This window comes from Pseudonocardia lutea, from assembly GCF_042658055.1.
Classification (GTDB): domain Bacteria; phylum Actinomycetota; class Actinomycetes; order Mycobacteriales; family Pseudonocardiaceae; genus Pseudonocardia; species Pseudonocardia lutea.
Map to the genome: position 1 here is coordinate 15570 of NZ_JBHSQK010000017.1, position 21920 is coordinate 37489.

General features: G+C 75.4%; 20 protein-coding genes and 1 riboswitch. Of the genes, 6 read left to right on the plus strand and 14 right to left on the minus strand.

All coding sequences use genetic code 11. The features are described from left to right. Positions 1-10: 10 nt before the first annotated feature. Positions 11-505, minus strand: a complete 495-nt coding sequence (locus ACFQH9_RS08965; protein ID WP_379565456.1) for a MarR family winged helix-turn-helix transcriptional regulator — start codon at positions 503-505, stop codon at positions 11-13. A 177-nt stretch (positions 506-682) separates the two neighbouring features. Between ACFQH9_RS08965 and ACFQH9_RS08970 the strand changes: the two genes are divergently transcribed. Together ACFQH9_RS08970 and ACFQH9_RS08975 are read left to right on the plus strand one after the other, a co-directional pair. Then, the gene (locus tag ACFQH9_RS08970; protein WP_379565457.1) at positions 683-1270 is read left to right on the plus strand and encodes a TetR/AcrR family transcriptional regulator; all 588 of its coding nucleotides are present in this window, start codon (positions 683-685) and stop codon (positions 1268-1270) included. Between the two features lie 69 nt (positions 1271-1339). Continuing rightward, a complete protein-coding gene (locus ACFQH9_RS08975) occupies positions 1340-2473 on the plus strand; it encodes an MBL fold metallo-hydrolase (protein ID WP_379565458.1) in 1134 nt (377 codons plus the stop codon). 117 nt (positions 2474-2590) lie between these two features. Here the strand turns inward: ACFQH9_RS08975 and ACFQH9_RS08980 are convergent, their stop codons facing one another. From ACFQH9_RS08980 to ACFQH9_RS09025, 10 genes are all read right to left on the minus strand, one after another. Continuing rightward, positions 2591-3526 carry a hypothetical protein gene (locus ACFQH9_RS08980; RefSeq protein ID WP_379565459.1) on the minus strand — a complete coding sequence of 312 codons (936 nt, stop codon included), beginning with the start codon at positions 3524-3526 and terminating at the stop codon, positions 2591-2593. 286 nt (positions 3527-3812) lie between these two features. Further along, positions 3813-4232 carry a TraR/DksA family transcriptional regulator gene (locus ACFQH9_RS08985; protein WP_379565460.1) on the minus strand — a complete coding sequence of 140 codons (420 nt, stop codon included), beginning with the start codon at positions 4230-4232 and terminating at the stop codon, positions 3813-3815. A gap of 96 nt (positions 4233-4328) precedes the next feature. After that, positions 4329-5312: an NAD(P)H-dependent flavin oxidoreductase gene (locus tag ACFQH9_RS08990; RefSeq protein ID WP_379565461.1), complete on the minus strand. Its 984-nt coding sequence runs from the start codon at positions 5310-5312 to the stop codon at positions 4329-4331. A gap of 138 nt (positions 5313-5450) precedes the next feature. Next, positions 5451-5762: a hypothetical protein gene (locus ACFQH9_RS08995; RefSeq protein ID WP_379565462.1), complete on the minus strand. Its 312-nt coding sequence runs from the start codon at positions 5760-5762 to the stop codon at positions 5451-5453. Between the two features lie 184 nt (positions 5763-5946). Continuing rightward, positions 5947-6189, minus strand: coding sequence for a hypothetical protein (locus tag ACFQH9_RS09000; RefSeq protein WP_379565463.1), 243 nt, complete (start codon positions 6187-6189; stop codon positions 5947-5949). Between the two features lie 19 nt (positions 6190-6208). Further along, complete coding sequence (locus ACFQH9_RS09005) at positions 6209-7510, minus strand: YeeE/YedE family protein (protein WP_379565464.1); 1302 nt, start codon at positions 7508-7510, stop codon at positions 6209-6211. Positions 7511-7522: 12 nt separating this feature from the next. Further along, a complete protein-coding gene (locus ACFQH9_RS09010; protein ID WP_379565465.1) occupies positions 7523-9814 on the minus strand; it encodes a hypothetical protein in 2292 nt (763 codons plus the stop codon). After that, complete coding sequence (locus tag ACFQH9_RS09015; RefSeq protein ID WP_379565466.1) at positions 9798-11618, minus strand: hypothetical protein; 1821 nt, start codon at positions 11616-11618, stop codon at positions 9798-9800. Before ACFQH9_RS09015 ends, ACFQH9_RS09010 begins: the two co-directional genes overlap by 17 nt. Positions 11619-11626: 8 nt before the next feature. Next, a complete protein-coding gene (locus ACFQH9_RS09020; protein ID WP_379565467.1) occupies positions 11627-11959 on the minus strand; it encodes a hypothetical protein in 333 nt (110 codons plus the stop codon). Positions 11960-12184: 225 nt separating this feature from the next. Next, positions 12185-12271, minus strand: coding sequence for a putative leader peptide (locus ACFQH9_RS09025; RefSeq protein WP_379565476.1), 87 nt, complete (start codon positions 12269-12271; stop codon positions 12185-12187). Between the two features lie 485 nt (positions 12272-12756). Next, positions 12757-12870: riboswitch (SAM riboswitch) on the plus strand. A 57-nt stretch (positions 12871-12927) separates the two neighbouring features. Here ACFQH9_RS09025 and ACFQH9_RS09030 point away from each other — a divergent pair. Together ACFQH9_RS09030 and treS are read left to right on the plus strand one after the other, a co-directional pair. Further along, positions 12928-14349 (plus strand): aminotransferase class V-fold PLP-dependent enzyme, encoded by a 1422-nt coding sequence (locus ACFQH9_RS09030; RefSeq protein WP_379565468.1) that lies wholly within the window; start codon positions 12928-12930, stop codon positions 14347-14349. A 253-nt stretch (positions 14350-14602) separates the two neighbouring features. Then, a complete protein-coding gene (treS, locus tag ACFQH9_RS09035) occupies positions 14603-16867 on the plus strand; it encodes a maltose alpha-D-glucosyltransferase (protein ID WP_379565469.1) in 2265 nt (754 codons plus the stop codon). A 3-nt stretch (positions 16868-16870) separates the two neighbouring features. On the opposite strand, the gene ACFQH9_RS09040 is transcribed toward treS, so the two are convergent. Both ACFQH9_RS09040 and ACFQH9_RS09045 read right to left on the minus strand, forming a co-directional pair. Beyond that, complete coding sequence (locus ACFQH9_RS09040) at positions 16871-17881, minus strand: PfkB family carbohydrate kinase (RefSeq protein WP_379565470.1); 1011 nt, start codon at positions 17879-17881, stop codon at positions 16871-16873. Next, positions 17878-18297 (minus strand): SRPBCC family protein, encoded by a 420-nt coding sequence (locus ACFQH9_RS09045; RefSeq protein WP_379565471.1) that lies wholly within the window; start codon positions 18295-18297, stop codon positions 17878-17880. Before ACFQH9_RS09045 ends, ACFQH9_RS09040 begins: the two co-directional genes overlap by 4 nt. 110 nt (positions 18298-18407) lie before the next feature. Between ACFQH9_RS09045 and ACFQH9_RS09050 the strand changes: the two genes are divergently transcribed. Together ACFQH9_RS09050 and ACFQH9_RS09055 are read left to right on the plus strand one after the other, a co-directional pair. Beyond that, positions 18408-18920, plus strand: a complete 513-nt coding sequence (locus ACFQH9_RS09050; RefSeq protein WP_379565472.1) for an HIT family protein — start codon at positions 18408-18410, stop codon at positions 18918-18920. Between the two features lie 23 nt (positions 18921-18943). Further along, positions 18944-20989, plus strand: a complete 2046-nt coding sequence (locus ACFQH9_RS09055; RefSeq protein WP_379565473.1) for a TPM domain-containing protein — start codon at positions 18944-18946, stop codon at positions 20987-20989. A gap of 123 nt (positions 20990-21112) precedes the next feature. Here ACFQH9_RS09055 and ACFQH9_RS09060 read toward each other — a convergent pair whose 3' ends face one another. Then, the gene (locus tag ACFQH9_RS09060) at positions 21113-21766 is read right to left on the minus strand and encodes a GntR family transcriptional regulator (protein ID WP_379565474.1); all 654 of its coding nucleotides are present in this window, start codon (positions 21764-21766) and stop codon (positions 21113-21115) included. Positions 21767-21920 lie beyond the last annotated feature (154 nt).

A 21920-nucleotide genomic window follows, 5' to 3' on the forward strand; every position in this document is an offset into this window, starting at 1 on the left:
ACGTCGGCGGCTACCGGGTCGGCGCGGGCTCGGCGCGCCGCCGGGGCGCGGGCGGGATCCGGTGCAGGTCGGCGACCAGCCCGCGGAGCTCCCCGGCGATCCGGCCGACCTCCTCGTCCGTGCGGTGGGCGAGCGCGGCGGCGATCTGCTCGGCGTTGTGCTCGCGGTGCGCCTCGAGCGCGGACCGGCCCCGCTCGGTCACCCCGACCAGGTGCGCGCGGCGGTCCTGCGGGTCGGGCCGGCGGGCCACCAGGCCGGCCTCCTCCAGGGCGGCGACGCGACGGCTGACCACGGACGCGTCGACGTCGAGCGACACCGCCAGCACCCCGAGCCGCTGCTCCCCCTCCGCCACGAGCAGGGCCAGCAGCCCGGCCCGGGACGGGTGGAGCACACAGGCGCCCTCCACGGGCGGCTCGGCCTCGGCCATCTGCCGCGCGAGGCGACCGAGGCCGACGAACTCGCGGATGGCGTCCACGAGGTCGGACGCCGTCGACGTGCTGATCACGGACCTCTCCCTTTGGTTGCTACACGCAAGAATACGCGGATGCTTGCGGCATGCAATTTCGGGTCCGTCACGTTCGCTCCCGCCGGTCCCTCTCCCGGTTCGCGGCCGTTCCCGCCCCGCCGCAGCCGGTCGCGGCGCGTTCGTCCACTCCCGCCCACGACTAGCCTGGGCGACGCCATGAGCGCCTCCCCCGCCGCGGGCCGCCCGCGCGATCCCGACGTCGACCGACGGGTCACCCGCGCCGCCGTCGAGCTGTTCGGCTCGCAGGGCTGGGCGGGGTTCAGCGTGGAGGCGGTGGCCCGGCGCGCGGGGGTCGGCAAGGCGTCGATCTACCTGCGCTGGCCGAGCAAGGAGGCCCTGCTGGTCGGAGCGCTCGCCGAGCGTGTGCCGCCCGTCGCGGACGTCGACACCGGCACCCTGCGTGGCGACCTCGTCCGGCTGGCCCGCCAGCTCCTGGAGATGCACCTCGGCCCCTCCGGGCGCGCCTTCGAGCGGATGGGGCTGGACGCGCCGCAGCTGCCCGGGGTCGCCGAGCGGTGGGAACGGCACCGGGAGGCCCAGGTGCGGGCCGCCCGGGCGATGGTCCGGCGCGGGATCGACCGCGGCGAGGTCGCCGCAGACACCCCGGTCACGCTGCTGCTGGACACGCTCTGCGGGGGCGTCGCCCTGCACGTCTCCTCCACCCCGGAGCGGCTGCGCCCGAAGATCGACGTCGAGGACTACGCCGAGCGCCTCGTCACCTTCCTGCTGCGCTCGGTTGAGTGAGCCGCCCGGGCCGGGTTACCGTCCAGGAAGGTTTCGGACGTTCGGCGTCCAGGAAGTGGGTGGCGGGTGGTGCAGAGGGTCCCCGCGGGCGGTGTCCCCGCGGGTGTGGAGGTCGTCGGGACGGCGCAGCGCGAGGCGTGGGCCGCCAGGGCGCTCCCGCCCGTCGAGCGGCTGGAGGCGGGCCTCTGGTCCGTGCCGGTCCCGATCCCGCACAACCCGTTGCGGTACACGCTCTGCTACCTCGTCCCGGGTGACGACGGCGTGGTCGTCGTGGATCCGGGGTGGGACACCGAGGAGACCTGGTCCGCCCTGGTCACCGGCCTCGAGGCCGCGGGCGCGGGCTTCGACGACGTCGTCGGGATCGTCGCGACGCACGTCCACCCCGACCACCACGGTCTCTCCGGGCGGCTGGCCGAGCGCAGTGGCGCGTGGATCGCCATGCACCGCCTGGAGGCCGCGACCCTGCCGCAGCGCTGGAACTCGGGCGGCCCCGACGAGCAGCGGCAGATCATGGCCGGCTGGCTCTGCGGGTGCGGCGCCTCCGAGGCCGAGGTCGGCGAGCTGACCGGGCCGCGCTCCGGCGGTCCGGACGGGTCGTCGATGGCCGAGCCGGACGTCCTGCTCTCCGACGGGGACGCGCTCCCGCTGAAGGGCCGGGCGGTCCGCACGCTCTGGACCCCGGGCCACACCCCCGGGCACATCTGCCTGCTCGAGGCCGACGCCGGGGTGCTGCTGACCGGCGACCACGTCCTGCCGCGGATCACCCCGAACATCGGCCTCACCAGCGCCGACGCCCCGGCGCTCGAGACCTTCCTCGACTCGCTGGAGCGGGTCGCCCTCGCCGACGAGGAGCACGGCGGGCTCACGGCGCTGCCCGCGCACGAGTACCGCTTCCGGGGGCTCGCCGCGCGCGCCCGGGCCCTGCAGGCGCACCACGCCGAGCGGTGCCGCGAGCTGCTGGGGATCGTCCGCGAGGCGGGCGAGCCGACGATGTGGGAGCTCGCGGCCCGGTTGACCTGGTCGCGGCCCTGGGACGAGGTCGGCCCGATGCGGATCGGCGCGCTCGCCGAGACCGCCTCGCACGTGCGCTACCTGGTCGACCGCGGCGAGCTCGAGTGCCTCGGCGGCGTGCCGGGCGCGATCACCGCACCCGAGCCGGACCGGACGCTGCGGGTGCGGCTCGCCCGCCGCGCCGTCGCCTGACGGTCGGCGATCAGCTCCCCCACACCCGCTGGGGCCTGCTCCCACACCCGCGGAGCACGCCGCACACCCCGTCGACGGCCCGCGGGACGCACCTCCGGGTGTGGCAGGTCCCCCCGATCAGCCATCGAGGGCGCGCCGGAGCCGGGCGGCGACCGGGTCGAACTCCCGCAGCTCGCCCCAGGTCCAGCGCAGGACCGTCCATCCCGCGGCGCGGATCGCGTCCTCGCGGATCTTCTCGGCGAAGACGACGTCGCCGGCCTCCTGCCCGGGCGCGAGCAGCCGCCCGTACTTCACGCGGCCGTCGAACTCCCCGACCACGCGCTGATCGCGCCAGGCGAAGTCGACCCGTCCGTCGACGCCCCGGGCCGTTCCGGGAACGGCGAGCTGGAGGACCGGCGGCGGGAGACCGGCCGCCGCGATCGCGATCCGGCTACGGGACTCCCCCGCGCTCTCCGCGCCGTCGGCGGCGAACCTCCCGACCCGGCCGGCTGCCGGTCCACCGGGCCATCCCGCGGCTCTGCTGATCGCCTCGTCCCAGTCGCTCCGCGCGAGCGGTGCCCGGCCCGGGGTTCGGCCTCGCCGGATGTCGAACGCGGAGTCGACGGCGACGACCGCCTGCTCGTAGGGCAGGGTCCGGGCGAGATCGACGGCGGTCCGGGCGAGCGAGGTGACGGCGATCCCGTCGATCTCCACGACCTCGTCCGCGCGCAGCCGGGCCGTGTGGAGGTGGAAGCGACGGGACGTGCGGCCGCCGCTGGTCGCGTCCCGCGTGACGTGCACCCGGTCGAGCCGGACCGCCCAGAGCCGCAGCCCGTGCAGCACGGCCGCCGACGCGTGGCTGACCACCGAGCCCTTCGCCAGCACCGGGAGGGTCGCCCGCACCTGTAGCGCATGCCGCGTCTCCGGTGTCTCGAGACGCCGGTCGCCCGGCTCGGTGTACGTGCCGCGTCGAACGGGGAGGAGCGAACCGGAGGTGCGCAGGCGACGGATCTCGGCGGGGGTGAAGCCGTCGTCGAGCAGCGAGCGCCGGGTGCGGAGACCGTGGGAGTCCATGGGCGGCAGGGTGCCGCGCGCACCGCCGGCGGTGGGTCGTCTCGGTGGATCCGGTCACGATCGCGAACGGGACGGCACACCCGGGAGGGCGCGACACGGGCCGTCGACGGGGTGTGCCGGGCACGCCGCGGGTGTGGGAGCCAGCTGGAGCGGGTGTGGAAGGGCCGCCCGGGTGTGGCACGCAGCCCGGTCGGGGGTGGCGCGTCGCCCGGTCGGTCTGGGGACGCGCTCGGCGGGCGACCCGTCGGTCCGGCCGTTCGCTGCCGTCAACTCGGGGAAGCGGGGATCAGCGGCGTCGACGACGGAGGTCGGCGCAGGTCACGCAGGTCTCTGCGGCCGGCAGGGCCTCGAGACGGACCTCCGGGATGACGACGCCGCAGCGGGAGCACCGGCCGTAGGTCCCGTCCCGGAGTCGGTCGGCGGCGCGGTCGAGGGCCGCGATCTCGTCGCGGGCACCGGCGAGCAGGCCGAGGAGCTGGGCGCGCTCGAATCCGATCGTCACGCCCTCGGGATCGTGCTCGTCGTCGTGGGTGGTGAGGGCCTGCTGCTCGGCGAGCGCGGCGACCTGCACCTCCAGCGCGGCGGCTCGGGCGACCGCCGCGGCGCGGGCGGTCGCGATCCGGTCGGCCGGGAGCGCGGATCCTCCGGCCGGCGCTGCGGCCGGGAGATCACACGCGCCGGCCCGGGGGCCGGGGTCGAGAGGCATGCCTCCCACTCTTCCGGCCCCGGCCGCCTACCGCAGCTCCCGACGCGCGCCGCCTCAACTCCCGACGCGCGCGGCCAGAACTCCCGACTCGCGGGGTCAGACCGCCGCGGGTGCGCCGACCAGGCCCGCGAGCCGGCCGGTGATGATCTCCTCCGCCTCGCGGACGATGCGGGTGATCAGCTCCTCGCAGGTGGGGATGTCGTGGATCAGCGCCTGCACCATGCCCGCGGACCAGATGCCGTGGTCGAGGTCGCCGGTCTCGTAGACCAGCACGCCGCGCTTGCCCGCCACCAGGTCCTTGATGTCCTCGAACGTCGCCCCGGCGTCGAGCTTCGCGACGACCTCGCGGGACACCGCGTTGTCGGCCACCCGGGCGGTGTTGCGGAGCTGGCGGAAGATCAGCTGGGTGTCCCGCTCCCCCGCCTCGACCAGCCGGTCCTTGACGTTCTGGTGGATGCCCGACTCCACGGTCGCCATGAAGCGGGTACCCATGTTGATGCCGTCGGCGCCCAGCGCGAGCGCCGCGGCGAGCCCGCGCCCGTCGCCGAAGCCGCCGGAGGCGATGAAGGGGATGTCGAGGGCGTCGGCCGCGGCGGGCAGCAGGATCAGCCCGGGGACGTCGTCCTCACCCGGGTGCCCGGCGCACTCGAAGCCGTCGATCGACAGGGCGTCGACGCCGAGCTTCTGCGCCTTGAGCCCGTGCCGGACCGAGGTGCACTTGTGGATCACCTTGATGCCGGCGGAGTGGAAGTGCTCGAGGTGCTCGACCGGGTTCGAGCCCGCGGTCTCGACGAACGGCACGCCCTCGTCGATGATCACCTGCCGGTACTCGGCGTACGGCGGAGGCGTGATCGCCGGCAGGATCGTGAGGTTCACGCCGAAGGGCTTGTCGGTGAGCTCCCGGCAGCGCCGGATCTCCGCCCGCAGGTCCTCGGGCGTCGGCTGGGTCAGGGCCGTGATGAACCCCAGGGCGCCCGCGTTGGCCACGGCCGCGACGAGCGGTGCCCGCCCGACCCACTGCATGCCGCCCTGCGCGATGGGGTGCTCGACCCCGAACAGTTCCGTGAAGCGCGTCCGCATCCTTGCTCCGCTCCCCGCTCGCCCGGCAACGCCCCCCGGCTCGTGCCGGCCGCGGGAGCCCTACTGAACGAACGATCGACTAAGTCTCGTCGCCGTGATCGTGCCCGGCGGCCGTGAGGCGCGTCAATGGACTCCGGCTCACGTCACGGCGGAGGTCGCCCGGGCCGCGGGGCGCAGGAACACCTCGTCGGGCCACGGCCCCGCGCCGACGACGGCGGAGAAGTGCCCGTCGATCCACTCCCGTTCGGCGGCGCGGAGCCCCGCCGCGTCGGCCGCCCGCGGCAGGCCGGACCACCCGCACTCGCACCGGGCGACGACGGCCGCGTACTCGGACAGCCGGTCCCGGACGTCCGTCCAGATGTCGGTGGCCCGCCCCGCGGCGTCGAGTCCGGCGACGAAGCCCTCGTGCTCGTCGGTCGACTCGTCGGCCGCGACCCCGATGAACAGCATGGCCGCCACCCTCCCGCCCGGCCGTTGCGGCGGGAAGCACCCCGGGGATTGCTCACCCCGCCGGTCCGCGAACGGCCCCTGCCGGCCGACGAGCGGCCGCCGAGCGGCCGGGCCGGTCGAGCGCCCCACACCGGAGCCGCCACGACCGCTCGCGAGGTCNCGGTCCCCGGTGGGCAGGTCGGCGCTAGTTGACGCCGCCGACGAGGCCGTAGGCCGGCCCGAGCAGGTCGAACGCGCCGAAGGTCGGGTCGTCGACGGGGACCGGCACGTGGTCGGTCACCCACAGGGGGTTGCCGGCGACGGCCGGGCCCGGCCCGGTGGGCGGCTCGGCGATCACCGGAGCGGCGTTCGCCGTGCCGGCGAGGGCACCGCCGGCGAGCGTGGTCAGGGCGATCCCGCCGAGGACGGCGGAGGTCACACGGATCATCGAGGTTCCTTTCTCGTGGTCAGCAGATCGAGTCGGCCGGCTTGGGGTTCGCGAGCCCGAACAGCGGCCGCAGCCGCAGCCCGACCCACGTCCCGGCCAGCGCGACCACACCCCAGATCCAGCCGTGCAGGCTGAACGAGGCGATCCCGGAGAAGTAGGCGCCGATGTTGCAGCCCCCCGCGAGCCGCGCGCCGTACCCCATGAGGATCCCGCCGACCACCGCGCCGACGGCGAGCTTCCACGGGATCCGCTTGTGCAGCAGGAACGCGCCGCCGACCGCGGAGGCGAACAGCGCGCCGATCATGATGCCGAGGTCCAGCACCGAGATGCGGTCGGCCAGGACCGGCCCGGCCAGCGCCTTCGCGTTGGCGGGCTGCTGCCAGAACGCCCAGTTCTGCGGCTCCGCGCCGAACCACTGCAGGACCTTCGCGCCCCACAGGCCGAAGGCCGACGTCACTCCCCACGGCTGGCCCGACACGAACAGCACGGCGGCGTTCAGCACCGCCAGCACGATCGCGCCGACCCAGAGCGGCCAGGAGCCGCGCAGCACCCGGGCGATCCCGCGGGCCGACGGCGGCCGCTCGACCGGCGGCGGGTTGCGCCGCTTGGCCACCCAGTAGGTGGCGCCGCCGATCAGCACGAGCACCAGCAGCGACGCCGCGACGGCGCCGGGGATGCCGCCGAAGACGTCGACCAGGGAGACGGACGGGCCCTGCGGCACGAGGTCGTTCCAGAACGGGAAGGACAGCGCGGCGAACACCGAGCCGACGATGAACCCGAACAGCGTCAACACGATCGCGCTCTGCCCGCTGCCGACGGCGAACAACGTGCCCGAGGCGCAGGAGCCGCCGATCTGCATCCCCACGCCGAACAGGAAGGCCCCGACGACCAGCCCGATCCCGACCGGCGACACGTACCCGCGCGGGTCCCCGGACAGCCCGATCCCGGTCGCGAAGATCACTCCGAACAGCACGGTCGCCACGCCGAGCATCACCATGTGCGCGCGGATCGCGGCGCCCTGCCCGACGGCCACGAGCTGGCGCCAGCCGGAGGTGAAACCGAAGCGGGAGTGGAACAGCGTGAAGCCGAGGGCGAGGCCGAGCGCGCCGGTGCCGACCATGGTGGCCGGGGCCACGCGCGAGATGCCCCACAGCAGCAGGGCCGCGAGCAGCACGGCGACGGCCGTCGGCATCCACCGCACCGGCGGCGCCTCGCGGTCGGCCGGGCCGAACGCGGCGCGTTCCTGGGCCGGGACCCCGCGCAGGGCCCGCACCAGCGGGTTCCCCGCCGGCCCGCCGACCGGTTCATCGAGCACGGACATGACTGGTCTCCTTCACGAGGGATCGAGGGGGGCGCTGACCGGCACGACGGTGCCGTTGGGGAACCACGCGGCCGGGTTGCCGCCGCCGTGGTGCCCGGCGGTGTCGCCCGGGGCGTTCACGGTCATCGGGACGTCGACCGGGGCCGCGCCGAACAGGGTGGGCCGGTCGTCGAGCCGAACGCCCGAGTGCGCGGCCCAGCGCACGAATCCGGAGGTCGAGGGCGCCTCGCCGGGGAAGGTCGCGGCGATCTCACCGGCGTAGCGCTTCGCGAGCTGGTCCTGCGGGTTGAAGACCAGGGGCACCACGGACGACGACGTCCGGGTCACGACCCCACCTGTCAACAACCACGGGGCGAGATACGTTCCGCCCAGATGCGTCGGCGTCTCCAGCGCCCGCGCCGAGACCTCCTGGAGGGTCGCCGCGGCGGCCGCCCAGCCGGACACGACGATCAGGGCGCTGTCGGCGTCGGGCCGCTCGACGAGCCGGCCGCCGGCTCCGCTGATCCGGGTCCGGACGAGCTCGGCCGCCGCCCGCGCGCGCGGCGAGTCGTCCGCCACCACCCGCACGCTGCGCACCCCGTGCTCGGTGAGGGTGCGCACGGTGGCCCGCAGCGCGCCGGCGTCGGACTCCGGGAGAGCGCCGGACGGGCAGGTCCCGGCCTCCGCGGCCGGCTCGCCCGCACGCTGCCCGGCGAGGTCGCCCAGCAGGGCCGCCGCGCACTCCGGCCCGTCCGGGCCGGTCAGCGCCGCTTCGGCGGGGGTGGGCGCCGCCGACCCGGTGTCCACGGGAACGGTGCTCGTCACGCCGCCGGCCGAGACCGTGAGCGTGCTCGCCCCCGCGGGCAGGTCGACGACGGCCCAGCCGCCCGCCGCACCGTCCCGCGCCGTGAACGGGACGGCGGGGGCGGACGTGTCGGCAGACGTGGGGGCCGAGACGGTCGCGCCGGTCGGGACCGTCGGACCGTGCTCGTGCCCGCCGCTGCGCAGCGCCACGGGCCGGGCGGCGGGCGCGTCCGGGGCCGGGTAACCCGTCCCGGAGAGGCGGACCAGGTTCGGGCCGGGTCGCATCGGCGCCACGAGCAGGGCGAGGCGCTGGCCCCCCGCGTCGAGGGTGCGCAGCAGCGGCCTCCCCGGCTCGGGCGCCGGTCCCGGCAGGGGAAGGGCCGCGAGCAGGGCCGCGGCGGCCACGCCGGCGACGCCGGCCGCTCCGGCGATCCGGTGCAGCTCCCGGGCCCGCAGGTGGCCGCCCGGCAGGAGGGCCGCCGCCCAGCCGGCCAGGACGAGCGCGGGCAGGGCCGCGGCGGCGAGCCCGGCCAGCCCGTACCCGCTGCCGGTGAGGTCGTGGACCGTGTCCGGCCCGCTGACGACGACCTGGACGACCCCGGTGGCGACGGCGACCAGCCCCGCGGTGATCGCGACCCGGGCGAGCACCCCGGACCGCGGGCGCGCGTCCCGTCCCACCTCTGCCTCCGGCTCTGCCTCGCCCTCGGGGGACACGGCCGTGAACGGCACCGTCGGCGCCTCCGCGGCCGCGCGACTGCGCGCCCCGGTCGCCGGCACCCCGCTCCCGGCCGACGCGGATCCCGGCCGCCCGGGCGGACCGGGCCGCGACGATCCGTCCGGGCCCGCGGGGTACTCCGCACGCGGCCCGACCACGGGTCCCGCCCGTCGCGCACCGGCGGCGGCGACCGCCGTGGCCCCGACGAGCATCCCCGACGCGACGGCGTAGGTCGCGTCGAGCGCGAACGCGAGCCCGGTGTGCGCCGACCCGAGCTGGGCGGCGAGCAGCCCCAGCAGCAGCGCGCCGGGCACGGCCGACCAGCGGACCCCGAGCAGGGCCGCGGCCAGCAGCCCGAGGACCACGTGCGCGACGGTGCCGAGCACCGACACCGAGCCCGCCAGGTGCGTGACCTCGGCCGCGGCGGCCACGACGCCCGCCGCGACCCAGGCCGTCACCAGCAGCCCGCGCGGCGCCTGCCCGCCGAGCAGGCCGGTGGAGGACCCCCGCGGCGTCCGGCGGCCCAGCAGTCCGTGCACCAGGGCGATGCCACCCGCGACCGCCATCCCCGCCAGCAGCGCCACCCGCAGCACCACCGCCACGGGACCCGCCTGCTCCCCCAGGGCCGCCGCCGCACGGGCGGCCGGGGTCGCGGTGTCGGCGAGGGCGGTGCCCCCGCCCGCCACGAGGGCGAGCGGGAGCACCACCACCGAGCCGACCATGCCGGCGGCGGCCGCCCGGCCGCGGCGCACCGGGGCGCGCCGCGACCGGGAGACCCGGTGCCGGGTGTCACCTGATGTCGGCATCGTTCGCCACGAACAGCATCGAGTGGGGCTTCGCGTTGCCGAAGGCGCCGTGCGGCCAGCGCTCCCGGTTGAACGAGAGGCAGGTGTCACCCGTGTTCTCGTCCTTGAAGTCCTCGTCGAGCTTCAGCTCGCCGTCCTCGGCGATGTCCACGAGGCAGACCTTGTGGTCGCCGTCGGTGCCGGTGCGGGCCACGAAGTAGTTCGTGGTCGCCAGGCGCTTGGGCCGGTCGGTCTCGTGGTAGAAGCCGTCGTCACCCAGCTCGAGGTTGTCCAGGGCACCCCAGTGCGGGCCGCCCGCGGCCTTGCCGGGGTTGATGACCTGGTGCCCCTTGAGCGTCGGGCAGTCGGACTCCGCGCCACCGCCGGCGATCTCGTCGGTGGTGTCGATCGAGCAGGTCGCCTTGTCGCCCGCCTCGACCAGCTTCTCGATGTCGAGTGCGATCACGCCGCCGGCGGTACCGGGGTCGTCCTTGCCCAGCGCGCCGGGCTTGCGGCCGATGATGGCGTGGTACAGCGTCTTGTCGTCGGGACTGGTCTGCAGCCATCCGCCGTTCGAGCTCGGGCCGCCGTTGTCCCCGGCCTTCGGGTCGAGCTCCTTCACCGCGGCGGAGAGGTCGTAGATCTCCCGCCACTGCGGCTCCGGCGCGGTGATGTCCGGCGTGTAGAACAGCGCGCCGCCCTGCATGGTCTGGGCGAAGGCGCCCTTGTGACCCGGCAGGTTGGTCACCGTGGTCTCCATCGCCGCACGGTTCTCGTTGTGCAGCGGGTCCTGGCCGTTCGACCGCGGACCGGTCGGCAGGTAGGACACCGACTTGACCTTCGGGTTGTTCAGGTCGGAGATGTCCCACGTCCGGACGGTCGGCCGGCGCAGGTAGGGCGACGGCGCCTTGACCGGGTCGAGGATGATCGTCCGCGGCTCGGCGTAGTCACTCGTGACCATCGTCTTCAGGTCCTCGCGGACCTGGATGCCGTGCGGGTTGGCGCAGCTGGGCTGGCCGAGCGCGGGCATGTTGAGGCACTGCGTCGGGTCCTCGGGCGTGGTGGTCGCGGCCGGGGCCTCGACCAGCTTCTGCCCGTCCGGCCCGAAGCGGACGACCTCACCGGGGGTCCCGGCGAAACCGTTGCCGGTCCGCACCTCGCCGTGGGAGTACGTGCACGGCCCGGGCACGACCGGCCCGCCCATGTACGTGCCGTAGGCCGTTCCGTCCTTCAGAACCCAGTACGCGTCCGGCACCGACCCGCAGAGGGTTTGGCTGGGGAGGCTGATGCCGGAGAGCTTGAGCTCCGGCAGCGCGGACACGTCGAAGACGTAGGTGGCCGCCGAGTAGAGGCCACCCGCGTAGATCTTGTCGCCCTTGCGCCACGAGTACTGCATGTGGTGCGGCTCGTTCTCGACCAGCGGACCGACGGTCGCCGTGTTGACGACCTTGCCGTAGCCGGGCGAGCCCTTCGTGACGTCGACGACCGCCATGAAGTCCGGCCCCGGCAGCGCGTTGCGCACCTTGTCGGTCGGGTTCGCCAGCGACCCCGGCAGGTTCTTGACGTCCGGGACCACCGTGTCGGCGACGTTCTCGTCACCGGCCCACACGACCATGTACTCCGGTCGCGTCGACCCGTCGCGGGAGTCCTCCGCGGCGTCGGTGTCGATGTTGTTCTCGACCCAGTAGTCCTTGCCGTCGGCCCCCTTCACGGCGGACCTGACGGTCTCGACGTCGGCGTACGCGTCGCCGCCGGGGATGGTGGTCACCCCGGCGACGACCCCCAGGGCCAGCAGCCCGAGCAGGATCTTCTTCGGTGCACGCATCCCGGGCCTCAGCTCGGCAGGAGTCGGCTGGGCGCGCCCACCGCCGACTGGGTCAGGCCGGCGAGCGGGACGCCCGCGGGAGCGAGGTCCCGGCCCTGGTTCAGCAGGTCGCCCTCGCCGAACGCCGTGGACGACGGCTCGACGTACGGGGCCTCCGGCGCGGGTGCGGGTTCCTCGTCGTAATGGGCGGTGAGCAGCGGGGCGAGGTCCGGCACCAGGTCCGGGGTGGCGGCCTGGGCCGGGCCGGTCAGGCCGACCACGGCGGCGCCCGCCAGGGTCGCGGACCCGGCGAGCCGGGTCAGGGCCGACCGGGATGGTCGGTGTCGTCGGTGTCGGGGCACGACGATGTCTCCACTTCTTCTCATCGGGGAGCGGACGGCGGCGGACCGGCGCCCGAACACCGCACCGACGGTCCGATGTGGACCGACCGGCGGCGGCGGGGCGGGCGGCGGTGGGCGAGGCCTGGCACACCGGTCGGCGGCCCGGTCGGGGCCGGGCGGACGGGACGGCGGGTGCCGGAGCGGGGTCGCGAGGGGGAAGAGGGCGGGGCCGGACGGCCCGGGCCTTCAGTTCACCGGCGCGCTACACAGTGCGCTCGCGACGCGACGCAGATCGACGTGACGTCGATAGGCGAAGCGGTCGGTGAGGCGCATGACCGGAACTGTGTCACCCCTGTGGAGCAGTGGTGACCAGCGGGGTCGGACAGAGGGTCGTCCCACACCGTTCCGGCCTCATTTCGGACCCGTTCTCGTGGCCCAGGTCACCGTAATCCGACCTCTCGGAGCCCCGGAACGGGCCGGGTGCGCGGTGTGATGCGGCGCGGAATCTTCACGCGATCGTGTCGGCGATCTCGGGAACCGATCACGACTCGCCTTGGCCGACCTGGCGATTCGCCGCCGTCCCCCTCGATCGGGTGATGGGAGACCGCCGCCGTCCCTCCACCCAGCGTGAGCGTTCTTCCCGGCGCGGGGGAAACGGATCGGAAATGCCGCGGGAATGGCCGGGATCGAGCGAGGGCCGGACAATTCGCGCCGATCTGGAACATCCGCGACCGCAATGTCCGGTCATTCCCGCTCCCGATTCCGCGGCCCGGATCACACTTGACCGTTCCGCGGATCGGCACCTACCGTCGTCGTCAGGTCAAGAGCGCCAGCGCCAAGCCCCGGCTCGCTGGCCGGCAACCCTCCTCCGCGGTGGGGTGCTCCGGGTGACGACCGGGCCGCCGCGGACCCGCGGCCGGCAAGCGCGGACCCCGACGTCCGGCACCTCGTGCCGTACCGGGTCCTGAGTGATCCGTGGAGGATCCACGATGTCCGACGTCCGTACCGCTCCGCCCTGCACCGAGGCCCCGGGCTGCGCCGCGGCTCCGGCCCGCGCCACGGCCGCCGCCTCCGCCGCGTCGACGCCCGCCGCTCCCCTGCCCGAGCTGGTCGGCACCGGCCTCCCGGTCCCGCTGGTGGACGGCCGCACGGTGCCCTACGCCAACCTCGACCTGGCCGCGAGCGCCCCCGCCCTGCGCGCCGTCGCCGACCACGTGGCCGAGCTCCTCCCCTACTACTCGAGCGTGCACCGCGGCGCCGGCTACGCCTCGCAGGTCTGCACCGCGGTCCTCGAGGGCGCGCGGGAGACGGTCGCCCGGTTCGTCGGGGCGCGGGCGGACGACGTCGTCGTGTTCACCCGCAACACCACGGACGCGCTCAACCTGCTCGCGGGCGCGGTCCCCGGCGCGACGCTGTGCCTGGACGTCGAGCACCACGCCACGCTGCTGGCCTGGCGCGGCACCGACCACCGCGTGGTGCGTGCGCCCGACACCGTCGGCGAGACGCTCGACCTCCTGCGCGACGCGCTCGCCGCCGAGCCGACCGCGCTCCTGGCGATCACCGGCGCCTCCAACGTCACCGGCGAGATCCTGCCGATCGACGAGATCTGCGCGATCGCCCACGCCGCGGGCACCCGCGTGGTGCTCGACGCGGCCCAGCTCGCCCCGCACCGCCGGGTCGACATCGCGGCGTCCGAGGTGGACTACGTCGTGCTCTCCGGGCACAAGCTCTACGCCCCCTACGGCGCCGGCGCGCTGGTCGGGCGGCGGGACTGGCTCGACGTCGCCACCCCGTACCTCGCCGGCGGCGGCGCAGTGCGCTCGGTCGGGGTGGAGGACCGGACCGCGGAGGTCAGCTGGGCCCCGGCGCCGCACCGGCACGAGGCCGGCACACCCAACGTCCTGGGCGCCGCCGCGATCGCCGCGGCCTGCCGCGCACTGGACCCGGTGATCGACGAGGTCGCCCCCGCCCACGAGCGGGCCCTGCTCGCCCGCCTGGTCAGCGGGCTGTCCGGGATCGCGGGCGTCCGCCCGCTCCGGATCTGGGCCGACGCCCCGGACCGGGTCGCCGTCGCCTCCTTCACCGTCACCGGCATCCCGGCCGGGCTCGTCGCGGCCGCGCTGTCCGCCGAGCACGGCATCGGGGTGCGCGACGGCCGCTTCTGCGCCCACCCGCTGCTCGCCCGCCTCGCCGGCGGGGCCGACGCGGTGCGTGTCAGCCTCGGCCTGAACACCACCGGGTCCGACGTGGACCGGCTGGTCGAGGCCGTGCGCGCGATCGCCGCCGGCGGCCCGGAGTGGGACTACCGGGAGGTCGACGGCCGCTGGACCCCGACCCCGGACCCGCGCGACCTCGACCCGCTGGGCCTCGGTGCGGTCACGGCGGCGGGCGGGGCGGCCTGCGGGCACTGAACAGCCCTGAACAGCCCTGAACAGCCCTGAACAGCACTGAGCGGCCCCGGGCAACCCGGACGGACCGGGCGGCACGGGCGGCACGGGCGGCACGGGCGGCACGGCCCCGTCGCCGAGCGGCGGGGCCCACCGCTCGGCCTGCGCGGTCGGGTGGACGGGCGCACCGTCGGCGCGTCACCGTCGTTTCCCCGCAGGCGTGGGTGGTAGACCCACCCCCGGGCGACGACCGGGTCGCGGCGAGCACGGAGAGTAGATGGCAGACGACGCAGCGCTGTCTCGGGCGCAGTCCGAGGAGACCGCGGAGCAGCACCCCCACGAGCCCAGCGAGATCACCTACGCGGAGCACCTGCATCCTGCGCGTCCCCGCACGCTCCGCCATCGCGCCCGGGCCAAGTCGCCCGTCGTCCGGCGGTCGGTCGCGAAGGACGGCGCCGCCACGGGTGAGAACCCGGCGTACGTGTCCTGGCTGCTCAGCCAGTCGATGCTCGCCGACGCCAACGAGATCGCCCGGCAGTTCTCCGGCCAGGGCACGATGTGGCAGAACCCGTTCGCCGATCCCGGCCCGCGCCAGGCCGTCGAGTCGGCGTCGGTCTGGTTCACCGCATACCCGATCTCGTTGATCACGCGGCCGGGCGAGTCCTTCCTGTGCGCGCTCGGCGACGAGGCGCTGTGGAACGCCTTCTGCACCATCGGCATCGAGGCGATCCACACCGGGCCCGTCAAGCGGGCCGGCGGCATCGCCGGCTGGCAGTACACCTCGAGCGTCGACGGCCACTTCGACCGGATCGGCACGGAGATCGACCCCGCGTTCGGCACGGAGGCCGAGTTCCGCGCGATGTGCGGCATGGCCACCTGGTCCGGCGGCACGATCATCGACGACATCGTGCCCGGCCACACCGGCAAGGGCGCGGACTTCCGGCTCGCCGAGATGAAGTACGCCGACTACCCCGGCATCTACCACATGGTGGAGATCGAGGAGGAGGACTGGAACCTCCTGCCCGAGGTCCCGCCGGGCCGGGACTCGGTCAACCTCGACGTGCCCACCGAGGAGGCGCTGGAGAAGGCCGGGTACATCATCGGCCGGCTGCAGCGGGTGATCTTCTACGCGCCGGGCGTCAAGGAGACGAACTGGAGCGCGACCAAGCCGGTCGTCGGCGTCGACGGCGTGGCCCGGCGGTGGGTGTACCTGCACTACTTCAAGGACGGCCAGCCCTCGATCAACTGGCTCGACCCGTCGTTCGCCGGGATGCGCCTGGTGATCGGCGACGCCGTGCACTCGCTGGCCGACCTCGGCTCCGGCGCGCTGCGGCTCGACGCGAACGGCTTCCTCGGCGTCGAGAAGAGCGCCGAGGGCATGCCGGCCTGGTCCGAGGGGCACCCGCTCTCCTCGGCGGCCAACCACCTGATCGCCAGCATGGTGCGCAAGCTGGGTGGGTTCACCTTCCAGGAGCTGAACCTGACGATCGACGACATCCGCGCCACCGCCGAGGCCGGCCCGGACCTGTCGTACGACTTCGTCAACCGCCCCGCCTACCACCACGCGCTGGTCACCGGGGACACCGAGTTCCTGCGGCTGACCCAGCGGACCTCGCTGGAGCTGGGCGTCGACCCGGCCGGGCTGGTGCACGCCCTGCAGAACCACGACGAGCTGACCTACGAGCTGGTGCACTGGGCCACCGGGCACCGCGACGACGTCTACCCCTTCGGCGGCGAGGAGCTCACCGGCGAGCAGCTCGCCGAGCGGGTGCGCGCGGACCTCACCGCGGCGCTGACCGGCGAGAAGGCGCCGTACAACCGGGTCTTCACGACCAACGGCATCGCCTGCACCACGGCGACGGTCATCGCCGCGACGCTGGGGATCACCTCGCTCGAGGCGATCACGGAGGACGACGTCCCCGAGATCATGCGGGTGCACCTGCTGCTGGCGATGTACAACGCTCTGCAGCCCGGCGTGTTCGCCCTGTCCGGCTGGGACCTGACGGGCATGCTCACCCTGCCGGCCGAGGAGGTCGCCGAGCTGATCGCCGAGGGCGACACCCGGTGGATCCACCGCGCCGCGCACGACCTGATGGGCGCCGCCCCGCACGCGGTGAAGTCCGCCTCCGGGATGCCGCGCGGCCGCTCGCTGTACGGGTCGCTGCCGGAGCAGCTGGAGGACGAGCGCAGCTTCGCCCGGCAGCTGCAGGCGATCCTCGCCGTCCGCTCGCGCTACGGGATCGCGGTGGCGCGGCAGGTCGACATCCCGGACGTGTCGCACCGCGGCATGCTCGTTCTGGTCCACGAGCTCGACCCGGGCGAGGACGGCGGGCGTCGGACGCACGTCACGGTGCTCAACTTCGCCGCCGAACCCGTCACCGGCACGGTGCGCTCCGAGCACCTCGTCCCCGGCAGCCGCGTGACGGACATGTTCACCGACAAGGAGGTCGGCGTGGTCGACGACCTGCGCGCCTTCGTCGTGGAGCTCGAGCCGCACCAGGGCCACTCGCTCCTGCTCGAGGTGCCGGCCGAACCGCGCTGACGCTCACGTGCGCGGGAAGTGGCGCCGGCGCACCACTTCCCGCGCACGGCCCCTCGGGCCGCGCTCGGGGTGCTCGATCCGCCGCCCGTCCGGCATCCCGCTGCGCGCCCCGCTCTCCGCGACCGACAGCGCGGCGGCGACCACCGCCCGTCGTACGGCCCGCGCGACCGACTCCCCCGCCGCCAGCCCGGCCGCGAGGACGCCGTTGAACGTGTCGCCGGCACCGGTCGTGTCCCGGACCTGCGGCGCGGGGTGCGCCGGGACGTGCTCGGCGCCGCCGTCGGGGTCGACGACGAGCACCCCCTCGCCGCCCAGGGTCACCACGACCTCGGCCGTCGTCCGGCGGGCGAGCGCGGCTGCCCGGGCCTCGACCGTGTCCTCCGCGGGACCGTCGTCGAGCAGGGCCGCCAGGTCGCGGCTCTCCGTCGCGTTGGGGGTCAGCACCGGCCCGTACCCCAGCAGCCTCCCGAGCACGGGCAGCACCGGGGCGGGGTTCACCACGCACCGGATGCCGTTCCCTGCGGCGGCCTCGACCGCTGCGGCCGCCGCCTCCTCCGGTATCTCGGTGCTGACCAGCACGCATCCGGCCCAGCTCGCCGAACCGGCGACGGCGGCCCGCACGGCCTCCGGGTCGACGGCCGCGTTCGCCCCGCCGCCCACGGCGATCTGGTTCTCGCCCTCCGCGTCGACCACGACCAGCGCGACCCCGGTCGGCACACCGTCGAGGACCGCGACCCCACCGACGTCGACCCCCTCGGCCCGCAACTCGGCCAGCGCAGCGGAGCCGACGTCGTCGGCGCCGACGGCCCCGACGTACCGGACCTCCGCGCCCGCCCGGGCCGCGGCGACCGCCGCGTTGGCGCCCTTGCCGCCGCCGAACCGCTCCACCCCCGGCCCGACCACCGTCTCGCCGGGCCCGGGGAGCCGCGGCGCGCGCACGACCATGTCGACGTTCACCGCGCCCACCACGACGACCCGCCCGGGCACGCCCTCGCTGACGGCGCCCTCGCTCACGGCACCGGCGCTCCCGGCCGGCCGAGCAGGCGGGCCAGGGTGTCGAGGTCGGCCTGCACGGCGGCGACGTCCCGTTCGAAGTCCTCGTCGCTCATGTCGGGGCGCCGCCGCACGGTGAACACGAGGTCACAGCCGTCCTCGTTGGGCAGCGCCCGCATCGGGTTGGTGACGATTTCGCCGCTCGGCAGCGTGACGTCGTGGTCCAGCACCCCGAGGTCGTTGCGCGGCGCGAAGGCGATCTCGACCGTGCCCATCGGCGAGTCGGTGACCCACCGGCCCTCGTGCAGCTCGACGGCCGAGGAGGCGAGGCCGGCCGCCCAGCGGGGCAGGTTCGTGGGGTCGGCGACGAACCCGTACACCTCGGTCGCCGGCGCCTCGATCCGGACGGCGACGTGCCGGCTCGGGAGGGTGGACACGGGCGCTCCTCTCGCTCGGGCCGCCACCATCCCACGCCGCACCGGTCGCCGCACCGTCCCGTGAGGACTCACCGGCTGCGGCGGTCGGTGGATCGTCCTAACGTCACCGCATGAGCGCGAGCGACGCCCGGCCCGAGGTCCTGCGGCGCGGCGAGAGGGACGAGCCGGACACCCGGCTCGAGGCCCTCCGGCGCGGCGAGAAGCTCCCGAACCTGATCGCCGAGACGGCGTCGGGCTTCGCGGTGTTCGGCGACCACCAGAAGCTCCCCGGGTACTGCCTGCTGATCCACCGGGACGAGGTCGAACACCTCGACGATCTCGACGAGCCCGACCGGATCCTCTTCCTGCACGAGCTGTCGCTCCTCGGCCAGGCGGTGCGGACCGCGCTGCGCGACGACCCCGGGTTCCGCCGGATCAACTACGAGGTGCTCGGCAACACCTGGCCGCACCTCCACGGACACGTGCACGCCCGGTACGAGTGGGAGCCGGACGAGTACAAGTTCCTGCCGGTCTGGCGCTACCCCGACCTGCACGCGCCCGAGCACGTCGCCGCGCCGGGGCACGACGCGTTGAAGGAGCGGATCACCCTCGAGCTGCGGTCCCTGCTCACGGGCGGCCCGTAGGCCCGCGGGGGCGGGGGGCCAGGATGGCGGGCGTCGCCCTGCCGAAGGAGATCACCGTGCGCCGGTTCGCCGCGCTCGCCGCCCTGCTCGTCCTGCCGTTCCTGCTGCTGCCCGCCGGGGCGGCCGCCGATCCGCCCTTCCGCGTGCCCGACCGCGTCACCGACCGGGCGGGCGCGCTCGACGCCGCCGGCCGCGCCCGGGTCGCCGAGGCCGTCGACCGGCTGCGCGCCGACCGGGGCTACGACCTCTTCGTCGTGTACGTGCGGTCCTTCGACGGCCGGGACGGGCAGCAGTGGGCCGACGCCACCGCCACCGCCTCGCAGCTCGGGCGCGACCAGGTGCTGCTGGCCGTCGCGACCGGGGACCGGGTGTACGGGCTGTCGGTCGACGACGGCTTCCCCGAGTCCGACGCGTCGATCGTGCGGGTCCGGCACGATGCCCTGGAGCCGGCGTTGGCACGCGGGGACTGGGCCGGCGCCGCCGTCGGCCTGGCCGACGGGCTGCGGGAGACCGGCAGCGGGGTGTCGATCCCGCTGCTGGTGGGCGGCGGGGTCGTCGTCGCCGGCGGGGCCGCGTGGTTGGTGAGCCGGCGGCGGCGCCCGTCCCCGTCGCCCGCCCCGGCGCCCGTGCCCGCCGGGCCGCCCGATCCCGCGCCGGGCGAGTCCACCGAGACCCTCGCCTACCGGGCCAGCCAGGCGCTCCTGCAGGTCGACGACGCCGTCGGCACCTCGGAGCGCGAGCTGTCCGCCGCCCGCGCCCACTTCGGCGAGGAGGCCGTCGCGGGGTTCGCCGCCGCCCTGGAGGCTTCGCGCGCGGACATGCTGGCCGCCTTCGAGATCCGTCAGCGGCTCGACGACGAGGTGCCCGAGACCGAGGCGGAGCAACGCGCGTCGCACGCGGAGATCATCCGGCTCGCCACGCAGGCCGACGACCGGCTCGACGCCCAGGTCGACGCGTTCGACCGGCTCCGCGCCCTCGAGGCCGACGCCGGCGGGTACGTCGACGGGGTCGCCGCCCGCCTGTTCGGGCTCATCGCGCGCGTGCCGGAGGCCGAGCGGGCGTGGGCCGAGCTCGCCGCCCGCTGGGCAACCACGGCGCTGGAGCCCGTCGCGGACCACCTGCCGCAGGCTCGTGCGCTGCTCGCCGACGCGCAGAAGGAGCTCGACGAGGCCCGGACGCGGTTGGCCGCGTCGCAGCCCGCGTACGCGGTGGTCGACGGGCGTGCGGCGGAGGACGCGGCGACACAGGCCGAGACCCTCCTCGACGGGCTCACCCGGCGCGGCACGGAGCTGACCGAGGCGGCGGGGCGGGTGCCCGCCGCGCGGGCCGGGGTGGAGCAGGACCTCGCCGAGGCGGCCGCGTTGCCGGGGGTCGACGCCGGGGTGCTCGCGCGGGCGCGGGCGGTGGTGAAGGCCGCGGACCTGGCGGCGCGGGGCTCGGGCGACGGTCCGGGCCCCGGGGCTGGTGCGTCGACGACGGGCGGTGCGCCCGGGCTGCCCGATCCGATCGCCGCGTTACGGCTGCTCGACGAGGCGGGCGTGGCCCTCGACGCCGCGATCGCCGGTGCCCGGGAGACCGCGGAGCGGGCGCGCCGGACCTCGGCCGCGCTGCAACAGGCGCTGGTGACGGCCCGGTCGGCGGTGGCGGCGGCGGCGGACTTCGTGTCCACCCGGCGCGGCGCCGTGGGGGCGACCGCGCGGACCCGGCTCGCCGAGGCGCAGCGGCACCTCGCGGCGGCGACCGCGGGCGGCGATGCGGCGGCGGCACTGCGGGAGGCGCAGCAGGCGGAGGCGCGGGCGCAGGAAGCCCTGGAGCTGGCCCGAGCGGACGTCTCGCGCTGGTCCGGGCCCTCGGGTGGCGGCAGCGGGTTCGGCGGCGAGCTCGGCGCCCTCGTGCTCGGCGGGATCCTGTCCGAGGCGATGCGGGGCGGCGGGTACCGCGGCGGCTTCGGCGGGGGCGGGGGCGTCGGCGGTGGGGCCGTCGGCGGCGGGGGTCGCGGTGGCCGCGTCCCCGGCAGCTTCGGCGGCTCCTCCAGCCGCGGCCGCCGGGGCGGTGGGGGCCGCTTCTGAGCCGACGCGCACCAGGGTTCCCCAACGCGGAAGAAGCCGGGATCTGGACGCACTATGGAACCGTAAGGCGCCGAATTCACGCTTCTGAGCGCGTCATGGAACCCTGATGCGTGAGGGCGCAGGTCACAGGAGGGCGCGGATCGCCTTCTCGAAGCCGACCACATGGGCGAGGGCCAGTTCGGCGGCCTTCTCCTCCTCGCCCGCGACCACGGCGTGGAGCAGGTCGGCGTGCTCGTGGACGTGCCCGGGCAGGGCGGGAAGCCGGTCGAGGAACAGCACCCAGATGCGGGTGGCGAGGTTGTCGAGCCGCACGCAGACGTCCTCGAGGTGCGGGTTGCCGGTGGCGCGGTAGAGCGCCCGGTGCACCTCGACGTCGGCGCGCAGCAGCTCCCGCGGGTCGCCGGCGGGGTCCAGCGCGGCGATCCGGTCGCCGAGCTCGGCCAGCGTGGCGCGGTCGGCGGTGCCCGCGTTCCGCGCGGCGGAGCGGGCGGCGAGCGGCTCCAGGCTGAGCCGGACCTCGGACAGGTGCGCGAGGTCGGTGATGTCGACGGCGGTCGCGAACGTCCCCCGGCGCGGGTAGGCGACGACCAGCCGGTCCCCCTCCAGCCGCTTGAGCGCCTCGCGCACCGGGGTCCGGCCGGTGCCCAGCTCGGCGGCCAGGCGGTCGTCGTTGAGCGGGTCGCCCGGCCGGATCTCGAGCATGACCAGCCGGTCGCGGATCGCCGCGTACGCCCGGTCGGCCAGCGAACCGCCCTCTCCCACAGGCGCCACGCTCATGTGCCCTCCCCTTGACCACCGTCGTTGCTGTGCCTACCGTACCTCATGATTGATATACCAGTCTGCACGATCTCCTCGTGCAGAGCGTCGGACGGAGTCCTGCATGGCCGAGCAGCTGCCGGAGCACCCTGGTTTCCTGTGGCGTTCGCCCGAG

Excerpts from the sequence above, each read along its gene's own strand:
- ACFQH9_RS08970 (WP_379565457.1), top strand. The coding sequence starts at position 683 with ATGAGCGCCTCCCCCGCCGCGGGCCGCCCGCGCGATCCCGACGTCGAC.
- ACFQH9_RS08980 (WP_379565459.1), bottom strand. The coding sequence starts at position 3,526 with ATGGACTCCCACGGTCTCCGCACCCGGCGCTCGCTGCTCGACGACGGC.
- ACFQH9_RS08985 (WP_379565460.1), bottom strand. The coding sequence starts at position 4,232 with ATGCCTCTCGACCCCGGCCCCCGGGCCGGCGCGTGTGATCTCCCGGCC.
- ACFQH9_RS08990 (WP_379565461.1), bottom strand. The coding sequence starts at position 5,312 with ATGCGGACGCGCTTCACGGAACTGTTCGGGGTCGAGCACCCCATCGCG.
- ACFQH9_RS08995 (WP_379565462.1), bottom strand. The coding sequence starts at position 5,762 with ATGCTGTTCATCGGGGTCGCGGCCGACGAGTCGACCGACGAGCACGAG.
- ACFQH9_RS09000 (WP_379565463.1), bottom strand. The coding sequence starts at position 6,189 with ATGATCCGTGTGACCTCCGCCGTCCTCGGCGGGATCGCCCTGACCACG.
- ACFQH9_RS09005 (WP_379565464.1), bottom strand. The coding sequence starts at position 7,510 with ATGTCCGTGCTCGATGAACCGGTCGGCGGGCCGGCGGGGAACCCGCTG.
- ACFQH9_RS09010 (WP_379565465.1), bottom strand. The coding sequence starts at position 9,814 with ATGCCGACATCAGGTGACACCCGGCACCGGGTCTCCCGGTCGCGGCGC.
- ACFQH9_RS09015 (WP_379565466.1), bottom strand. The coding sequence starts at position 11,618 with ATGCGTGCACCGAAGAAGATCCTGCTCGGGCTGCTGGCCCTGGGGGTC.
- ACFQH9_RS09025 (WP_379565476.1), bottom strand. The coding sequence starts at position 12,271 with ATGCGCCTCACCGACCGCTTCGCCTATCGACGTCACGTCGATCTGCGT.
- ACFQH9_RS09030 (WP_379565468.1), top strand. The coding sequence starts at position 12,928 with ATGTCCGACGTCCGTACCGCTCCGCCCTGCACCGAGGCCCCGGGCTGC.
- treS (WP_379565469.1), top strand. The coding sequence starts at position 14,603 with ATGGCAGACGACGCAGCGCTGTCTCGGGCGCAGTCCGAGGAGACCGCG.
- ACFQH9_RS09050 (WP_379565472.1), top strand. The coding sequence starts at position 18,408 with ATGAGCGCGAGCGACGCCCGGCCCGAGGTCCTGCGGCGCGGCGAGAGG.
- ACFQH9_RS09055 (WP_379565473.1), top strand. The coding sequence starts at position 18,944 with ATGGCGGGCGTCGCCCTGCCGAAGGAGATCACCGTGCGCCGGTTCGCC.
- ACFQH9_RS09060 (WP_379565474.1), bottom strand. The coding sequence starts at position 21,766 with ATGAGCGTGGCGCCTGTGGGAGAGGGCGGTTCGCTGGCCGACCGGGCG.